This window comes from Streptomyces sp. NBC_01314, assembly GCF_041435215.1.
Lineage (GTDB): Bacteria > Actinomycetota > Actinomycetes > Streptomycetales > Streptomycetaceae > Streptomyces.
In genome coordinates this window covers 2,124,648-2,141,101 of sequence record NZ_CP108394.1, presented here as the reverse complement: position 1 = coordinate 2,141,101, position 16,454 = coordinate 2,124,648, and the positions used below count along the sequence as shown (strand labels likewise).

17 protein-coding genes are annotated in these 16,454 nt (G+C 70.9%); 13 read left to right on the top strand and 4 right to left on the bottom strand.

Annotated elements, in window-relative coordinates; translation table 11 throughout:
- The first annotated feature begins 56 nt into the window (after positions 1–56).
- Positions 57–572: an ATP-binding protein gene (locus tag OG622_RS09525; protein ID WP_371584046.1), complete on the top strand. Its 516-nt coding sequence runs from the start codon at positions 57–59 to the stop codon at positions 570–572.
- A 42-nt stretch (positions 573–614) separates the two neighbouring features.
- Here the strand turns inward: OG622_RS09525 and idi are convergent, their stop codons facing one another.
- From idi to galE, 4 genes are all read right to left on the bottom strand, one after another.
- A complete protein-coding gene (gene idi, locus OG622_RS09520; protein ID WP_371574816.1) occupies positions 615–1,208 on the bottom strand; it encodes an isopentenyl-diphosphate Delta-isomerase in 594 nt (197 codons plus the stop codon).
- 124 nt (positions 1,209–1,332) lie between these two features.
- Complete coding sequence (locus OG622_RS09515) at positions 1,333–1,851, bottom strand: GNAT family N-acetyltransferase (protein WP_371574814.1); 519 nt, start codon at positions 1,849–1,851, stop codon at positions 1,333–1,335.
- Positions 1,842–2,780 (bottom strand): cation diffusion facilitator family transporter, encoded by a 939-nt coding sequence (locus tag OG622_RS09510; RefSeq protein ID WP_371574812.1) that lies wholly within the window; start codon positions 2,778–2,780, stop codon positions 1,842–1,844. The genes OG622_RS09515 and OG622_RS09510 overlap by 10 nt, the downstream gene beginning before the upstream one ends.
- A gap of 157 nt (positions 2,781–2,937) precedes the next feature.
- A complete protein-coding gene (galE, locus tag OG622_RS09505) occupies positions 2,938–3,906 on the bottom strand; it encodes a UDP-glucose 4-epimerase GalE (RefSeq protein WP_371574810.1) in 969 nt (322 codons plus the stop codon).
- 435 nt (positions 3,907–4,341) lie between these two features.
- Here galE and OG622_RS09500 point away from each other — a divergent pair, with 435 nt between their 5' ends.
- From OG622_RS09500 to OG622_RS09445, 12 genes are all read left to right on the top strand, one after another.
- Positions 4,342–6,156 (top strand): DUF5941 domain-containing protein, encoded by a 1,815-nt coding sequence (locus OG622_RS09500; RefSeq protein WP_371584045.1) that lies wholly within the window; start codon positions 4,342–4,344, stop codon positions 6,154–6,156.
- Positions 6,153–6,905: a sugar phosphate nucleotidyltransferase gene (locus OG622_RS09495; protein WP_371574808.1), complete on the top strand. Its 753-nt coding sequence runs from the start codon at positions 6,153–6,155 to the stop codon at positions 6,903–6,905. The genes OG622_RS09500 and OG622_RS09495 overlap by 4 nt, the downstream gene beginning before the upstream one ends.
- Positions 6,893–7,957, top strand: a complete 1,065-nt coding sequence (locus OG622_RS09490) for an iron-containing alcohol dehydrogenase family protein (protein WP_371574806.1) — start codon at positions 6,893–6,895, stop codon at positions 7,955–7,957. The genes OG622_RS09495 and OG622_RS09490 overlap by 13 nt, the downstream gene beginning before the upstream one ends.
- Positions 7,958–7,985: 28 nt before the next feature.
- Entirely contained in the window at positions 7,986–8,714 is a 729-nt protein-coding gene (locus tag OG622_RS09485; protein WP_371574804.1) for a CDP-alcohol phosphatidyltransferase family protein, read from the top strand.
- An 8-nt stretch (positions 8,715–8,722) separates the two neighbouring features.
- Positions 8,723–9,595 carry a glycosyltransferase family 2 protein gene (locus OG622_RS09480; RefSeq protein WP_371584044.1) on the top strand — a complete coding sequence of 291 codons (873 nt, stop codon included), beginning with the start codon at positions 8,723–8,725 and terminating at the stop codon, positions 9,593–9,595.
- Positions 9,596–9,690: 95 nt separating this feature from the next.
- Positions 9,691–10,620: an ABC transporter permease gene (locus OG622_RS09475; protein ID WP_371574803.1), complete on the top strand. Its 930-nt coding sequence runs from the start codon at positions 9,691–9,693 to the stop codon at positions 10,618–10,620.
- Positions 10,613–11,380 (top strand): ABC transporter ATP-binding protein, encoded by a 768-nt coding sequence (locus OG622_RS09470; RefSeq protein ID WP_371574802.1) that lies wholly within the window; start codon positions 10,613–10,615, stop codon positions 11,378–11,380. The genes OG622_RS09475 and OG622_RS09470 overlap by 8 nt, the downstream gene beginning before the upstream one ends.
- A gap of 418 nt (positions 11,381–11,798) precedes the next feature.
- Positions 11,799–12,701: a squalene synthase HpnC gene (gene hpnC / locus OG622_RS09465; RefSeq protein ID WP_371574800.1), complete on the top strand. Its 903-nt coding sequence runs from the start codon at positions 11,799–11,801 to the stop codon at positions 12,699–12,701.
- Positions 12,698–13,651 (top strand): presqualene diphosphate synthase HpnD, encoded by a 954-nt coding sequence (gene hpnD, locus OG622_RS09460; protein WP_371574798.1) that lies wholly within the window; start codon positions 12,698–12,700, stop codon positions 13,649–13,651. The genes hpnC and hpnD overlap by 4 nt, the downstream gene beginning before the upstream one ends.
- Complete coding sequence (locus OG622_RS09455) at positions 13,651–13,791, top strand: DUF6380 family protein (RefSeq protein ID WP_371574796.1); 141 nt, start codon at positions 13,651–13,653, stop codon at positions 13,789–13,791. Before hpnD ends, OG622_RS09455 begins: the two co-directional genes overlap by 1 nt.
- Complete coding sequence (gene hpnE / locus OG622_RS09450) at positions 13,788–15,215, top strand: hydroxysqualene dehydroxylase HpnE (protein WP_371574794.1); 1,428 nt, start codon at positions 13,788–13,790, stop codon at positions 15,213–15,215. Before OG622_RS09455 ends, hpnE begins: the two co-directional genes overlap by 4 nt.
- A gap of 68 nt (positions 15,216–15,283) precedes the next feature.
- A complete protein-coding gene (locus OG622_RS09445) occupies positions 15,284–16,357 on the top strand; it encodes a polyprenyl synthetase family protein (protein WP_371574792.1) in 1,074 nt (357 codons plus the stop codon).
- Positions 16,358–16,454 lie beyond the last annotated feature (97 nt).

Genomic DNA, 16,454 nt, shown 5'->3' with positions numbered 1-16,454 from the left:
GAGTTACCAACACTCGACATGTGGTGACAGTCGAGCGCAAGGGTGGCGACCGGACAATGGACGACCAAGGGCGCGGGAGCGACCCACGCCCTGAAGGCGGCGGGCCCGGACCCGACGACCCGAGGCCGCCGGAGCCACTGCCCTACGAAGGGGTCTGGCGGTTCACCGCCGCCGCCGTCGACGTCTCGGTGCCGCAGGCGCGGCGCGCCGTCCGGGAGCTGCTCGCCCGCCAAGGTGTGCCGGTCTCGGACGACCTCGTCCAAGGACTGCTGCTGATCGTCTCCGAGTTGGTGACGAACGCCGTGAAACACGCGGCGCTGCTGTCGCCCACGCTCGCCGTCGAGGTTGCCGTCGGAGCGGAGTGGGTGCGGGTCTCGGTGGAGGACAATCACCCCTACCGCCCGACCGCCCTGGAGACCGACCACGGCCGGCTCGGCGGCCGTGGTCTGCTCCTGGTGCGCGAGATCACGCTGGAGGCGGGCGGGGTCTGCGACGTCGAGCACACCGCGAGTGGCGGCAAGGTGATCTGGGCCACCCTGCCGCTCAAACCCGCACACCCGTTCCAGGGGTGAGGGATCGCCGGTCCACGGATCAGTCCACTGATCCGGGGGCCGTCACCAGCCCGCGGCCGGGCCCGTCAGCTCCCTGACCGCCGGCCGGGCCGCGTCCAGGACCGTCATGAACCAGGACGAGAAGAGGTCCTTGGCATGCCGCTCCGCCAGCTCGTCCGGGGTGACGAACGCGGTGGCCCCGACCTCCTCGGGGTCCGGCCGGAGCGGGGCCTGCAGCAGCCCCACGAACAGGTGGTTGAACTCCTGCTCCACCAGGCCGGAGGCCGGGTCCGGGTGGTTGTAGCGGACCGTGCCCGCCTCGCCGAGCAGCGCGGGGGAGACCCCCAGCTCCTCGTGGGTCCGCCGCGCGGCCGCCGCGAAGGGGGACTCGCCCGGGTAGGGGTGCCCGCAGCAGGTGTTCGACCAGACGCCGGGGGAGTGGTACTTGCCGAGGGCGCGCTGCTGCAGCAACAGCCGCCCGCGCTCGTCGAAGAGGAAGACGGAGAACGCCCGGTGCAGTTGACCGGGCGGTTGATGAGCCGCCAGCTTCTCCGCGGTGCCGATCGTGGTGCCGTTCTCGTCGACCAGCTCCAGCAGGATCGCTTCCATGGTCCCGTTCTGCGAACTCTGCACCGCGGTGGCAGGTGTGATCGGCATGCCCATCCTTCGCCTCGTTCTTCGAGCCTCAAGTTTGCCGCACGAAACCGGCACACCCGGCACTTCGCGCCAACCTGCATGTCCTACCCGCGCACCCCGCCCGAAGACACATGCGGACCGCGTCTCAGACTCCGAAGGCGGCCGGATACCTGATGGTGCCGGATGCCACCGACGTGGAACCGTCCAGCACCAGCGCCATCATCGCCGCGTCCGGAACGTCGAAACCCGGCCGGATGCCGTACTCGGATGCACGTACGAAGCCGAAGCGCGGGTAGTACTCCGGATGCCCCAGGACGAGGACGAGCCGCTCCCCACACGCGCGTGCCGCCTCCAGCGCCGCGCGTACGACGGCCGCTCCCGCCCCCTGCCGCTGCTGCTCCGGCAGCACCGCGACGGGGGCCAGCGCCAGCGCGGGGACCTCGTCCACATGGCAGCGCGTGATCAGCGCGTACGCCGCGATCGTGCCGTCCGCCGCCTCGGCCACGTACGACAGCCCAGGCAGCCACGCCCCGGGGTCCTCGCGGAGCGCGTCCACGAGCCCGGCCTCCGCGTCCGTCCCGAACGCGGAGGCGTTGACGCCGTACACCTGCTCCCGGTCGGCGGACGTCTCCGGTCGTGTCGTCCAGTCGGTCGTCAGTGACACAGCTTCGCCTCGTGCTCCGCGTGGCCGCCCGGCTCCAGCTGGAAGGTGCAGTGCTCGACGTCGAAGTGGTCGCCGACGCAACCCTGGAGGTCGTGCAGCATCTTCTCGTGGCCTATGGAGTCCAGCGTGTCGGAGCCGACCACCACATGGGCGGAGAGCACCGGCATACCGGAGGTGATCGTCCAGGCGTGCAGGTCGTGGACGTCCTCCACACCCGGCAGCGCCAGTATGTGGGCTCGCACCTCGGCCATGTCGACGTTCTTCGGCGCCGCCTCCAGCAGGACGTCGAGGGTCTCGCGCAGCAGCTTCACCGTGCGCGGGACGATCATCAGACCGATGACCAGTGAGGCGATCGGGTCGGCGGCCTGCCAGCCGGTGAGCAGGATGACCGTCGCGGAGATGATCACGGCCAACGAGCCGAGCGCGTCCGCGGCCACCTCCAGGAAGGCACCCCGTACGTTCAGGCTCTCCTTCTGGCCGCGCATCAGCAGGGTCAGCGAGATCATGTTCGCGACCAGACCGATCGCGCCGAACACGACGGTCAGCCCGCCCTGGGTCCCGACCGGCGTGACGAAGCGCTGGATCGCCTCGTACAGCACATAGCCGCCGACGCAGAGCAGCAGCAGACAGTTCGCGAGCGCCGCGAGTATCTCGGCGCGGGCGTAACCGAAGGTGCGGTTGCCGCTCGGCGGGCGGTTCGCGAAGTGGATCGCGAGGAGCGCCATGCCCAGGCCCACCGCGTCCGTCGCCATGTGGGCCGCGTCCGCGATGAGCGCGAGCGAATCGGCGAGAACACCGCCGACGATCTCGACCACCATGACGGTGAGCGTGATCGACAGCGCGATCCGCAGCCGTCCGCGGTACGCCGCTGCCGCCGTACCACTGGTCGGCGCGTGCTGCGCGTGCCCGTGATCGTGCCCAGCCCCCATGGGGTCCGCCTTTCAAATGCGTCCGTGTGTTCGGCTCCGGATCACAGTGAACTACGGGTGGGGGGTATCCGGCAACGCGGCACTGAACACCGTTGTCATGTGCTCTGACCTGCGGAAACGATACGCAGGTCAGAGCACTGTCATGATCGTGGGGCGGTCAGAGGCCGCGGTGCAGTCGCCAGCCCGCCCAGGCCGATTCGACCATCTCGCGTACCTCCCGCCGGGCCGTCCAGCCGAGCTCCCGTTCGGCGCGCGCGGCCGAGGCGACCGCGCGCGGCGCGTCGCCGGGGCGGCGCGGCTCGACGAGTGCGGGCCGGCGGTCGCCGGTCACCTCGCCGACGAGATCGATGAGTTCGCGGACCGAAACGCCTTCGCCGCGGCCGATGTTCACGGTGAGGTCGCCCGTGGCGCCTCCGGTGAGGCGTCGGGCCGCCGCGAGGTGCGCGTCGGCGAGGTCGGCGACATGGATGTAGTCCCGGACGCAGGTGCCGTCCGGGGTCGGGTAGTCGTCGCCGAAGATCCGCGGGGCGTCGTCGCGGGTGAGGCGGTCGAAGACCATCGGGATGACGTTGAAGACGCCGGTGTCGGCCAGGGCCGGGTCGGAGGCGCCCGCCACGTTGAAGTAGCGCAGACACACGGTCGCGATGCCGTGCGCCCGGCCCGCGGCCCGGACCAGCCATTCGCCGGCGAGCTTGGTCTCGCCGTACGGGCTCATCGGGGCGCACGGGGTGTCCTCGGTGATGAGGTCCACGTCCGGGTTGCCGTAGACGGCGGCGGAGGAGGAGAAGAGGAAGCGCTCGACCCCGGCTCCGGCCGCCGCCTCCAGGAGGGTGGCGAGCCCGCCGACGTTCTCCTGGTAGTAGCGGGTGGGCTGGGCGACGGATTCGCCGACCTGCTTGCGGGCGGCGAGGTGCACCACGCCGGTCACGGTGTGCTCGGCGAGGACGCGCTTGAGGAGGCCGCCGTCCAGGGCCGAGCCGTGGATCAGGGGGATGTGCTCGGGGAGGCGGCCGCGGACCCCCGCGGAGAGGTCGTCCAGCGCGATGACCTGTTCGCCGGCGTCGGTCATGACCTTCGCCACGTGTGCGCCGATGTAGCCCGCCCCGCCTGTGATCAGCCATGTCATGGGGTCACCTTATTCGGGGCCGTCCCGGGGGCTGTGTTGTGCCCGTTCGCCGCAGGAGGCGTGCAGGGTTGGTGGGTGCGGCCGGGTTCGCGGCTGGTCGCGCCCACGCGGCGGAGCCGCACATGTCACGGCCTCGCCGCCCTTGGGGGGCGCGGCACGCGGCCTCCACCGGGGAGTGACCCCTACCCGTTCGCCCCCTATGGGCCGATATCCGCACCGGAGTTTGTGGCGCGACCCCCGCATCCCCGATGATGATCGCGACAGAGGGCCGACGGCGTGATCAGGTCGAACTGATCGAGCCGTGAACGGGCGGTGAACGTCCGCTTCTCTTCATCCGATAACCTCTGCCGACACGCCGCCGGCCCCCAGGGCCAGGGCGCCTCCACCACGTACATGTCCGGCGCGGTCGCGTCGGCACCCAGGGAGTGAGTTCCTCTGTCGACCGCCATCCTCACCGGTCAGCCGGTGCCCGGATCGTCGCTGGAGGGCGATCTGCGGTCGCTCGGCTTCGACGTGCGGGTCGCCTCCGACAACGGTGACGTCGAGACGCTCCTGGCGACGGTGCCCGCGGACCAGCGGGTCGCGCTCGTCGACGCACGGTTCGTGGGCCATGTCCACGCGCTGCGCCTGGGACTCACCGACCCCCGCTTCGACGCGGCCGCCCTGCCGGGCGCCGTGACCGTGCGGCCCGCCGCCCGCCGGGCGCTGACCGGGGCTCTGGCCCGCGAGAACGCCACCGTGAGCGGCAGCACCGCTGTCGCCGTCGACAGTGTCGCCGACCGGGTCGTCGCCGCTCTCGACGCGGACGGCGTCAGCCCGTACCGGCCCGAGCTCGGCACCCTGGTCGCCGTCGTCCCCGCCGACCCGCAGGCCCGCAACGAGGCCCGTCAGGCGGTCGACGCCGTCGACGACGAGGCCGTGAGGCTGCGCACGGCGGTGAAGTCCCGCGACGGCTTCTTCACCACCTACTGCGTCAGCCCGTACTCCCGCTACCTCGCCCGCTGGTGCGCCCGCCGGGGCCTGACCCCGAACCAGGTCACCACGGCCTCGCTGGTCACCGCCCTGATCGCGGCGGGCTGCGCGGCCACCGGCACCCGCGGCGGCTTCGTCGCGGCCGGCCTGCTGCTGATCTTCTCCTTCGTCCTCGACTGCACCGACGGCCAGCTGGCCCGCTACTCGCTGCAGTACTCCACGCTCGGCGCCTGGCTCGACGCCACCTTCGACCGTGCCAAGGAGTACGCCTACTACGCGGGCCTCGCCCTCGGCGCCGCGCGGGGTGGTGACGACGTATGGGCGCTCGCCCTCGGCGCGATGGTCCTGCAGACCTGCCGCCACGTCGTCGACTTCTCCTTCAACGAGGCAAACGCCGGGGATACCGCCGCCACCGCCAACACCAGCCCCACCGCCGCTCTTTCGGACAAGCTCGACAGCGTCGGCTGGACGGTCTGGATCCGCCGGATGATCGTCCTGCCCATCGGCGAGCGCTGGGCGATGATCGCGATCCTCACGGCGGCCACCACACCCCGTATCACCTTCTACGCGCTGCTCGTCGGCTGCGCCTTCGCCGCGACCTACACCACGGCGGGGCGTGTACTGCGCTCGCTGACGCGCGAGGCGCGGCGCACGGACCGGGCGGCGCAGGCGTTGGCGGACCTCGCGGACAGCGGGCCGCTCGCCCAGGCGCTGGCATCGCTCCTGCCGGGCCCGCCGCGCAAGACGGCGCTGCTCAGCGCGGCCCTCGGAGCCGTGGCCGTGGTGACCGCGGCCTGGGTCTGGGGCCCGGCCTGGCAGGTCGTCCTCGCGGCCGGCCTGTACGTCCTGCTGTCGGCGGAAGCCGTCGAGCGCCCCCTCAAGGGCGCCCTGGACTGGCTGATCCCGCCGCTCTTCAGGGCCGCCGAATACGGCACCGTTCTGGTACTGGCGGTCAAGGCCGATGTGAACGGCGCCCTTCCCGCGGCTTTCGGGCTGGTGGCCGCGGTCGCCTACCATCACTACGACACGGTGTACCGCATCCGCGGCGACGCCGACGCGCCACCGCAGTGGCTGGTGCGGGCGATCGGCGGTCACGAAGGCAGGACCCTGCTGGTCACCGTCCTGGCCGCGCTGCTCGCGCCCACAGAGTTCAAGGTCGCGCTCACGGCTCTCGCCGTGGCCGTGGCGCTGCTGGTGCTCGTCGAGAGCATCCGCTTCTGGGTGACCGCCCATAAAACAGGCGCACCCGCCGTACACGATGAAGGAGAACCCGCATGATCGGCCTCGTGCTGGCGGCCGGCGCCGGACGGCGTCTTCGCCCCTACACCGACACCCTGCCCAAGGCACTGGTGCCGGTCGGCCCCGAAGGCGACGAAGAGAGCCTCACGGTTCTCGACCTCACCCTCGGCAACTTCGCCGAGATCGGCCTGACCGAGGTCGCGGTCATCGTCGGGTACCGCAAGGAGGCCGTGTACGAGCGCCGCGAGGCGCTGGAGCAGAAGTACGGCGTCAAGATCACCCTGATCGACAACGACAAGGCCGAGGAGTGGAACAACGCCTACTCCCTGTGGTGCGGCCGGGACGCCATCAAGCACTCGGTGATCCTCGCCAACGGCGACACCGTGCACCCGGTCTCCGTCGAGAAGACGCTGCTCGCCGCCCGCGGTGACGGCAAGAAGATCATCCTCGCCCTCGACACGGTGAAGTCCCTCGCCGACGAGGAGATGAAGGTCGTCGTCGGCCCCGAGGGCGGCATGACGAAGATCACCAAGCTGATGGACCCGGCCGAGGCGACCGGTGAGTACATCGGCGTCACCCTCATCGAGGGCGAGGCCGCCGACGAGCTGGCCGACGCCCTGAAGACGGTCTTCGAGACGGACCCGCAGCAGTTCTACGAGCACGGCTACCAGGAGCTCGTGAACCGCGGCTTCCGTATCGACGTGGCCCCCATCGGCGACGTCAAGTGGGTCGAGATCGACAACCACGAGGACCTCGCCAAGGGGCGTGAGATCGCGTGCCAGTACTGACGAGGCTCATCCCCTCGCCGATCGTCGTGGACATCCGTCCCGGCGCGCTCGATGATCTGGCGACGATCCTGTCGGACCAGCGCATCGCGCCGTCGGGCCGGCTGGCCTTCGCGATCAGCGCCGGCTCCGGCAAGGCGCTGCAGGAGCGGTTCGCCCCCGCGTTCCCGGAGGCGGACTGGTTCTGCGACGCCGACGGCACCATCGACGGCGCGGTACGGCTCGCCGACTCGATCAAGAAGGGCGGTCACTACGACGCGGTGGTCGGGCTCGGCGGCGGCAAGGTCATCGACTGCGCCAAGTACGCGGCAGCCCGGGTCGGCCTGCCGCTGGTCGCCGTCGCCACGAACCTCGCCAACGACGGTCTGTGCTCCCCGGTCGCCACCCTCGACAACGACGCGGGCCGCGGCTCCTACGGTGTGCCGAACCCGATCGGGATCGTCATCGACCTCGACGTCATCCGTGAGGCCCCGGTGCGCTTCGTGCGGGCCGGCATCGGCGATGTGATCTGCAAGATCTCCGCCGTGGCCGACTGGGAGCTGTCCAGCCGTGAGACGGGCGAGAAGGTGGACGGCCTGGCCGCCGCCATGGCCCGACAGGCCGCCGAGGCGGTCCTGCGCCACCCCGGCGGGGTCGGTGACGACGAGTTCCTGACGACGCTGTCCGAGTCCCTCGTCCTGTGCGGGATCTCCATGTCCGTGGCCGGCGACAGCCGTCCCGCCTCGGGCGCCTGCCACGAGATCAGCCACGCGTTCGACCTGACCTTCCCCAAGCGCAACGCCCTGCACGGCGAACAGTGCGGTCTGGGCGGCGCGTTCGCCACGTTCCTGCGCGGCAACCACGAGGTCGCGGGCCAGATGGTCGAGGTCCTGCGCCACCACGGGCTGCCCGTCCTGCCGGACGAGATCGGCTTCACCGTGGACGAGTTCGTCCAGGTCGTGGAGTTCGCCCCGCAGACCCGGCCGGGCCGCTACACCATTCTTGAGCACCTCGAACTGAGCACCGACCAGATCAAGGACGCATACGCCGACTATGCCAAAGCCATCGGTAGCTGAACTCCGCCCGGTCGTTCACCCCCCGGGTGTGAAGGACCGGCGGAGCGGTGAGCACTGGGCCGGCCGGCTCTACATGCGCGAGATCTCGCTGCGCATAGACCGGCACCTGGTGAACACCCGGGTCACGCCCAACCAGCTGACCTACCTGATGACCGTCTTCGGCGTCCTCGCCGCCCCGGCCCTGCTGGTGCCGGGCATCCCGGGCGCCGTCCTCGGTGTGGTGATGGTCCAGCTGTACCTGCTGTTCGACTGCGTCGACGGCGAGATCGCCCGCTGGCGCAAGCAGTACTCGATGGCCGGCATCTACGTGGACCGGGTCGGCGCCTACCTGTGCGACGCCGCCGTGCTCGTCGGCTTCGGTCTGCGCGCCGCCGACCTGTGGGGCACCGGCCGGATCGACTGGCTGTGGGCCTTCCTCGGCACCCTCGCCGCCCTCGGCGCCATCCTCATCAAGGCCGAGACGGACCTCGTCGGAGTCGCCCGTCACCAGCAGGGGAAGGCCCCGGTCCAGGAGTCGGCCTCCGAGCCGCGCTCCTCCGGCATGGCGCTGGCCCGCAAGGCCGCCGCCGCGCTGAAGTTCCACCGGCTCATCCTCGGCGTCGAGGCCTCCCTGCTGATCCTGGTGTTCGCGGTCCTGGACCAGGCCCGGGGCGACCTCTTCTTCTCCCGGCTCGGCGTCGCCGTACTCGCCGGCATCGCGCTGCTCCAGACCCTGTTGCACCTGGTGTCCATCCTGGCCTCCAGCAGGCTGAAGTGAGCGGCGGCATGAAGGTCGGCGCGGTGATCATCACCATGGGCAACCGCCCCGACGAACTCCGCGCCCTCCTCGACTCGGTCGCCAAGCAGGAGGGCGACCGGGTCGAGGCGGTCGTCGTCGGCAACGGCTCGCCCGTCCCGGACGTCCCCGAGGGTGTACGGACGGTCGAGCTGCCCGAGAACCTCGGCATCCCCGGGGGCCGCAACATAGGCATAGAGGCGTTCGGCCCCAGCGGCCGGGACGTCGACGTCCTCCTCTTCCTCGACGACGACGGCCTGCTCGCGCACCACGACACCGCCGAACTCTGCCGCCGGGCCTTCGACGCCGACCCGAAGCTCGGCATCGTCAGCTTCCGGATCGCCGACCCGGACAGCGGTGAGACCCAGCGCCGCCATGTGCCGCGGCTGCGGGCCGCCGATCCGATGCGCTCCTCGCGGGTCACCACCTTCCTCGGCGGCGCCAACGCCGTACGCACCCAGGTCTTCGCCGAAGTCGGCGCCCTCCCGGACGAGTTCTTCTACGCGCACGAGGAGACCGACCTGGCATGGCGGGCCCTCGACGCGGGCTGGATGATCGACTACCGGTCCGACATGGTGCTGTACCACCCCACGACCGCGCCCTCCCGGCACGCGGTCTACCACCGCATGGTCGCGCGCAACCGCGTCTGGCTCGCGCGCCGTAATCTCCCGGCCCCGCTCGTCCCGGTCTACCTGGGCGTCTGGCTGCTGCTGACGCTGCTCCGCAAGCCCTCCGGCCCGGCCCTGAAGGCCTGGTTCGGCGGTTTCAAGGAGGGCTGGACGAGCCCCTGCGGCCCCCGCCGGCCCATGAAGTGGCGTACGGTGTGGCGGCTGACCCGACTGGGCCGACCTCCCGTCATCTGACACGCTCGATATCTGAGAGCATTCGGCCGTACCCGGTCCAGGCTTCTGCCTCGGCCCGACCAGGCTGCGCACTTTGAGGACGAAAGTTTCCACTTGTGAGTGAGACAACGCATGACGGCAGGGTTGTGGTGAGCGACCGTCCGTCGCCCGACGACGGGCTCTCCGCGACGGAACTGGCCGCCAAGTACGGGCTCGCCGTGAGCGGCGCCAGGCCCGGACTCGTCGAGTACGTCCGCCAGATGTGGGGGCGACGTCACTTCATCCTCGCCTTCTCCCAGGCGAAGCTCACCGCGCAGTACAGCCAGGCCAAGCTCGGCCAGCTGTGGCAGGTGGCCACGCCGCTGCTCAACGCGCTGGTGTACTTCCTGATCTTCGGCCTGATCCTCAACGCCGACCGGGGCATGTCGCGCGAGGTGTACATCCCGTTCCTGGTCACGGGCGTGTTCGTGTTCACCTTCACGCAGAGCTCGGTGATGGCGGGAGTCCGCGCGATCTCCGGCAACCTCGGTCTGGTGCGCGCCCTGCACTTCCCGCGTGCCTCGCTGCCCATCTCGTTCGCGCTCCAGCAGCTCCAGCAGCTGCTGTTCTCGATGATCGTGCTGTTCTGCGTGGCGGTCGGCTTCGGCAGCTACCCGAAGCTGTCGTGGCTGCTGATCGTGCCCGTGCTGGTGCTGCAGTTCCTGTTCAACACCGGCCTCGCGCTGATCATGGCCCGCATGGGCTCCAAGACCCCGGACCTCGCGCAGCTGATGCCGTTCGTGATGCGGACCTGGATGTACGCCTCCGGCGTCATGTTCTCCATCCCGGTGATGCTCGCCGACCACCCCAAGTGGATCGCCAGCGTCCTGCAGTGGAACCCGGCCGCGATCTACATGGACCTGATGCGCTTCGCGCTGATCGACGGCTACGGTCGCGAGAACCTGCCCCCGCACGTGTGGGCGGTCGCCGGCGGCTGGGCCCTACTGATCGCGCTCGGCGGCTTCGTGTACTTCTGGAAGGCCGAAGAGAGGTACGGCCGTGGCTGAGTCACACATTCCCACCGTCATCGCGGACGAACTGCACATCGTCTACCGCGTGAACGGCGCCAAGACCGGCAAGGGCAGCGCCACCTCCGCCCTCAGTCGCATCGTCAAGCGCGGCGAGGAGCGCGGGGTGCGCAAGGTGCACGCCGTCAAGGGTGTCTCCTTCATGGCCTACCGCGGCGAGGCCATCGGTCTGATCGGCTCCAACGGCTCGGGCAAGTCCACTCTGCTGCGCGCGATCGCGGGTCTGCTCCCGGCGGAGCAGGGCAAGGTCTTCACCGACGGCCAGCCCTCCCTGCTCGGCGTCAACGCCGCCCTGATGAACGACCTCACGGGCGAGCGGAACGTCATATTGGGCGGCCTCGCGATGGGCATGTCCCGCGAGCAGATCAGGGAGCGCTACCAGGGGATCGTCGACTTCTCGGGCATCAACGAGAAGGGCGACTTCATCACCCTGCCGATGCGTACCTACTCGTCCGGCATGGCGGCCCGCCTGCGCTTCTCCATCGCGGCGGCCAAGGACCACGACGTGCTGATGATCGACGAGGCCCTCGCCACCGGTGACCGCGCCTTCCAGAAACGCTCCGAGGCCCGCATCCGTGAGCTGCGCAAGGAGGCCGGCACGGTCTTCCTGGTCAGCCACAACAACAAGTCCATCCGCGACACCTGCGACCGTGTCCTGTGGCTGGAACGCGGCGAACTGCGCATGGACGGCCCGACGGACGAGGTCCTGAAGGAATACGAGAAGTTCACGGGCAAGTAGGGCAGGCCCCCGGCCCGCAACGACCTGGGCCCCACCGGAACTGTTCCGGTGGGGCCCGGCGTCTGCGAGGGATAGCGGGGAACGGCGTCCGCAAAGGAAACGCCAACTTCGGCAAGGAAGCGTCAACTCCGGTCGCCCATAGGAATCTTGGGGGCAATCGGTGCGTTCTTGTGATGTGCAGGACACCCCGACGGAGCCTGGTGCGTTGTACAACGTAAGCTGTAACGGTGCCGAATCGCGGCAAGTGGGTCCATAATGCGCGACATCCGGCATCAGCCGCAGACGCCGCCCACTGGGCGGCGTGTCCGAAATAGTGGGTATTGGGTCGGCAGTGTAGAACGGGAGATGTGACGGCCATGGCTACGGAGACTCCCCAGCTCAACCACGCTTCTGCCGTTCCCGTGCCAGGTGACGAGCGGTGACCGAGAGCGGGACGGCGCGCGCCGGGGACCCGGAGCGCGACACCCTCGACAAGGCCGGGTCCGAGAACTTTCCCGTCGCCCCGCTCTTCCTGCCCAGGGCCTGGCGCGACGACCTCATGGCCGTCTACGGCTTCGCCCGCCTCGTCGACGACATCGGTGACGGCGACCTCGCCCCCGGCGGCGCCGACGCCCGCCTCCTCGGCATCGGTCCGCAGGAGGCCGAGGACCGGCTCCTCCTCCTCGACGCCTTCGAGGCCGATCTCGCCAGGGTCTTCGACGGCACCCCCGGCCATCCGCTGCTGCGCCGGCTCCAGCGCACGGTCCGCGGCCGCTCCCTCACCCCCGAGCCGTTCCTCGCCCTGATCGCCGCCAACCGCCAGGACCAACTGGTCAAGCGGTACGAGACCTACGACGACCTGCTCGCCTACTGCGCGCTCTCCGCGAACCCCGTCGGCCACCTGGTCCTCGCCGTCACCGGCGCCACCACCCCCGAGCGGGTCCGGCACTCCGACGCGATCTGCACCGCGCTGCAGATCGTCGAACACCTCCAGGACGTGGCCGAGGACCTGGGCCGCGACCGTGTCTATCTGCCCGCCGCCGACATGAAGCGCTTCCACGTCCAGGAGGCGGACCTCGCCGCGCCCACCGCGGGCGCATCGGTGCGCGCGCTGGTCGCGTACGAGACCGAACGCGCCCGGAATCTCCTGAATGACGGCACCCCCCTCGTGGGTAGCGTCCACGGCAGGCTGAGGCTGCTCCTCGCGGGGTTCGTGGCGGGAGGACGGGCGGCCGTACACGCGATCACGGCCGCCGAATTCGACGTACTTCCCGGCCCGCCCAAGCCCGGCAAGCTCCGGCTGCTGCGCGAGGTGGGCGCGACCCTGCGAGGAGAGGGGTGATCCGGACCGTGGAGTCGGAACCGCACGCGGCCGCGCCGGTACTCGCCGCCTACAGCTACTGCGAGGCCGTCACCGGACAGCAGGCCCGCAACTTCGCCTACGGCATCAGGCTGCTGCCGACGCCCAAGCGCCGCGCGATGTCCGCGCTGTACGCGTTCTCCCGGCGCGTCGACGACATCGGTGACGGCGCGCTCGCGGTCGAGGTCAAGGCGGCCCGGCTGGAGGAGACAAGGGCGCTGCTCACCCGGGTCCGGGACGGCTCCGTCGACGAGGACGACACGGACCCCGTCGCGGTCGCCCTCGCCCACGCCGGGACGGCCTTCCCGATCCCGCTCGACGCCCTCGACGAACTCATCGGCGGTGTCCTCATGGACGTACGCGGCGAGCACTACGAGACCTGGGACGACCTGAAGGTCTACTGCCGCTGTGTCGCCGGTTCCATCGGACGGCTCTCGCTCGGTGTCTTCGGCACGGAACCGGGGGCGCGCGGCGCCGAACGCGCACCGGAGTACGCCGACACTCTCGGACTCGCGCTCCAACTGACCAACATCCTCAGGGACGTTCGCGAGGACGCGGAGAGCGGGCGCACCTACCTGCCCGCCGACGACCTCGCGAAATTCGGCTGCTCGGCCGGGTTCGCCGCCGGGCCTCTCCCACCGGCCGACTCCGACTTCGCGGGTCTGGTGCACTTCGAAGTGCGCCGGGCCCGCGCCCTGTTCGCCGAGGGCTACCGGCTGCTGCCGATGCTCGACCGCCGCAGCGGCGCCTGCGTCGCCGCCATGGCCGGCATCTACCGGCGGCTGCTCGACCGCATCGAGCGCGAGCCGGAGGCCGTACTGCGCGGACGGGTCTCGCTGCCCGGCCGAGAGAAGGCGTACGTGGCCGTACGCGGACTCTCGGGTCTGGACGCCCGCCACGCGTCGCGCCGTACGGTCAGGAGACGCGTCTGATGGACAATTCGCTCCAAGGTGAACCCACCGGGGAAAAGTGGTACGCAACCCTCCGCGACGCCGGGGCGTCCCTGACTGCGACGGCCGGCCGCGGACCGCTCCAGCACCCCGGCGGACCGGCAGGGGAGGGTGCACGATGACCGACGGCGCACAGTCCGAGGGGCTGCGGGACGCGGACCGGACGGGCCGCCCCCGGAGCACGGCCGTCGTGGTCGGCGGGGGGCTGGCGGGCATCACCGCCGCGCTCTCGCTCGCCGACGCCGGCGTCCACGTCACGCTCCTGGAAGGGCGGCCCCGCCTCGGCGGACTCGCCTTCTCCTTCCGGCGCGGCGAGCTGACCGTCGACAACGGACAGCATGTGTACATGCGGTGCTGCACCGCCTACCGCTGGTTCCTCGACCGCGTCGACGGAGCCGCCCTCGCACCCCTGCAGGACCGTCTCGACGTGCCGGTTCTCGACGCCGAGGGCACATCCGGGCGACGGCTCGGCAGACTGCGGCGCGACGCGCTGCCCGTCCCCCTGCATCTGGGGCGCAGCCTCGCCACGTACCCCCACCTCTCGCTCGCCGAGCGCGCCGGCGTGGGGCGCGCCGCACTGGCGCTCAAGGCGCTCGACCTCGCCGATCCCGCGCTGGACGAACGGGACTTCGGCAGCTGGCTGGCCGAGCACGGTCAGTCGCCGCGGGCCGTCGAGGCGCTGTGGGACCTCGTGGGGGTCGCCACCCTCAACGCGGTGGCCCGGGACGCCTCCCTCGGGCTCGCCGCGATGGTGTTCAAGACGGGTCTGCTGTCCGAACCGGGAGCGGCCGACATCGGCTGGGCCCATGTCCCGCTGGGCGAACTGCACGACCGGCTGGCACGCAAGGCGCTCGACTCGGCGGGTGTCCGTACCGGGCTCCGTACCCGCGTCACCTCCGTCTCCCCCCTGGGGAACGGGAAGTGGCGGGTCGAGGTGCCCGGCGAGAGCATCGACGCCGACACGGTCGTCCTCGCCGTACCGCAGCGCGAGACGTACGACCTGCTGCCCGCGGGAGCGCTCGACCAGCCCGGTCGGCTGCTGGAGATCGGCACCGCGCCGATCCTCAACGTCCATGTGGTGTACGACCGGAAGGTGCTGACCAAGCCGTTCTTCGCGGCGCTCGGCTCGCCCGTGCAGTGGGTCTTCGACCGGACCGGGGCGTCCGGGCTGCGCGAGGGCCAGTACCTGGCACTGTCGCAGTCGGCCGCGCAGGACGAGATCGACACGCCCGTGTCCGAGCTGCGGCAGCGGTATCTGCCCGAGCTGGAAAGGCTGTTGCCCTCCACTCGCGGCGCGCGGGTGAAGGACTTCTTCGTGACCCGGGAGCGCACCGCGACGTTCGCTCCCACCCCCGGCGTCGGACGGCTCAGGCCCGGCGCCCGCACCAAGGCACCCGGCCTGTACCTGGCCGGAGCGTGGACCGCCACCGGGTGGCCCGCGACCATGGAGAGTGCGGTCCGCAGCGGCATCGGAGCGGCGGACACCGCCCTCGCCGCTCTGGGCCGGTCCCGGGACCATCTCCTGGACCACGAGGAGGCGGCGTGACGCTCGAAGCGCACCGGACCGGTTCCCGCACTCTCGGTACCGCGAACACTTCTACATCTGGAGAGACTGTGCCCACTGTGCCCCCGGCCGTGACGGCCGCTGCGAGGACCGCGGTGGACGTGACCGCGCTCCTGGAGCGCGGGCGGACCCTGGCCACACCCGTGCTGCGGGCGGCCGTCGATCGGCTGGCGCCCCCCATGGACACCGTCGCCGCCTACCACTTCGGCTGGATCGACGCCCACGGCAACCCGGCGGACGGCGACGGCGGCAAGGCCGTACGTCCCGCGCTCGCCGTCATGTCCGCCGAGGTCACCGGCGCCGCACCCGAGGTCGGCATCCCCGGCGCGGTCGCGGTGGAACTGGTGCACAACTTCTCGCTGTTGCACGACGACCTGATGGACGGCGACGAACAGCGCCGCCATCGCGACACCGTCTGGAAGGTCCACGGCCCCGCCCAGGCCATCCTCGTCGGCGACGCACTGATGGTCCTCGCCAACGAGATCCTCCTCGAACTGGGCACCGCCGAGGCGGCCCGCGCCACCCGCCGTGTCACCACGGCGACCCGCGCGCTCATCGACGGGCAGGCCCAGGACATCTCCTACGAGCACCGCGAGCGGGTCACCGTCGAGGAGTGTCTGGAGATGGAGGGCAACAAGACCGGCGCCCTGCTCGCCTGCGCCTGCTCCATCGGCGCGGTCCTCGGCGGCGCGGACGACCGCACCGCCGACACGCTGGAGAAGTACGGCTACCACCTGGGTCTCGCCTTCCAGGCCGTCGACGACCTGCTGGGCATCTGGGGCGACCCGGTCTCCACGGGCAAGCAGACCTGGAGCGATCTGCGCCAGCGCAAGAAGTCCCTGCCGGTCGTGGCCGCGCTCGCGGCGGGCGGCCCGGCCTCCGAGCAGCTCGGTGAGCTCCTCGCCGCCGACGCCAAGAGCAGCGACTTCGAGAGCTTCTCCGAGGAGGAGTTCGCCGTGCGCGCCGCCCTCATCGAGGAGGCGGGCGGCCGGCGGTGGACCGCCGAGGAAGCCCGCCGCCAGCACACGATCGCCATCGAGGCGCTGGACTCGATCCGGATGCCCGAGCGGGTGCGGGACCAGTTCGCGGCGCTCGCCGACTTCGTCGTCGTACGGAAGAGATGACCGCGACCCCCCAGGAGTCGACCGCCATCGGTCGAATAGCCCTCGCGTAGTCGCCGGCCGGTGCTCGTCACCGGACACGCACCGGCCGACGGCTGAC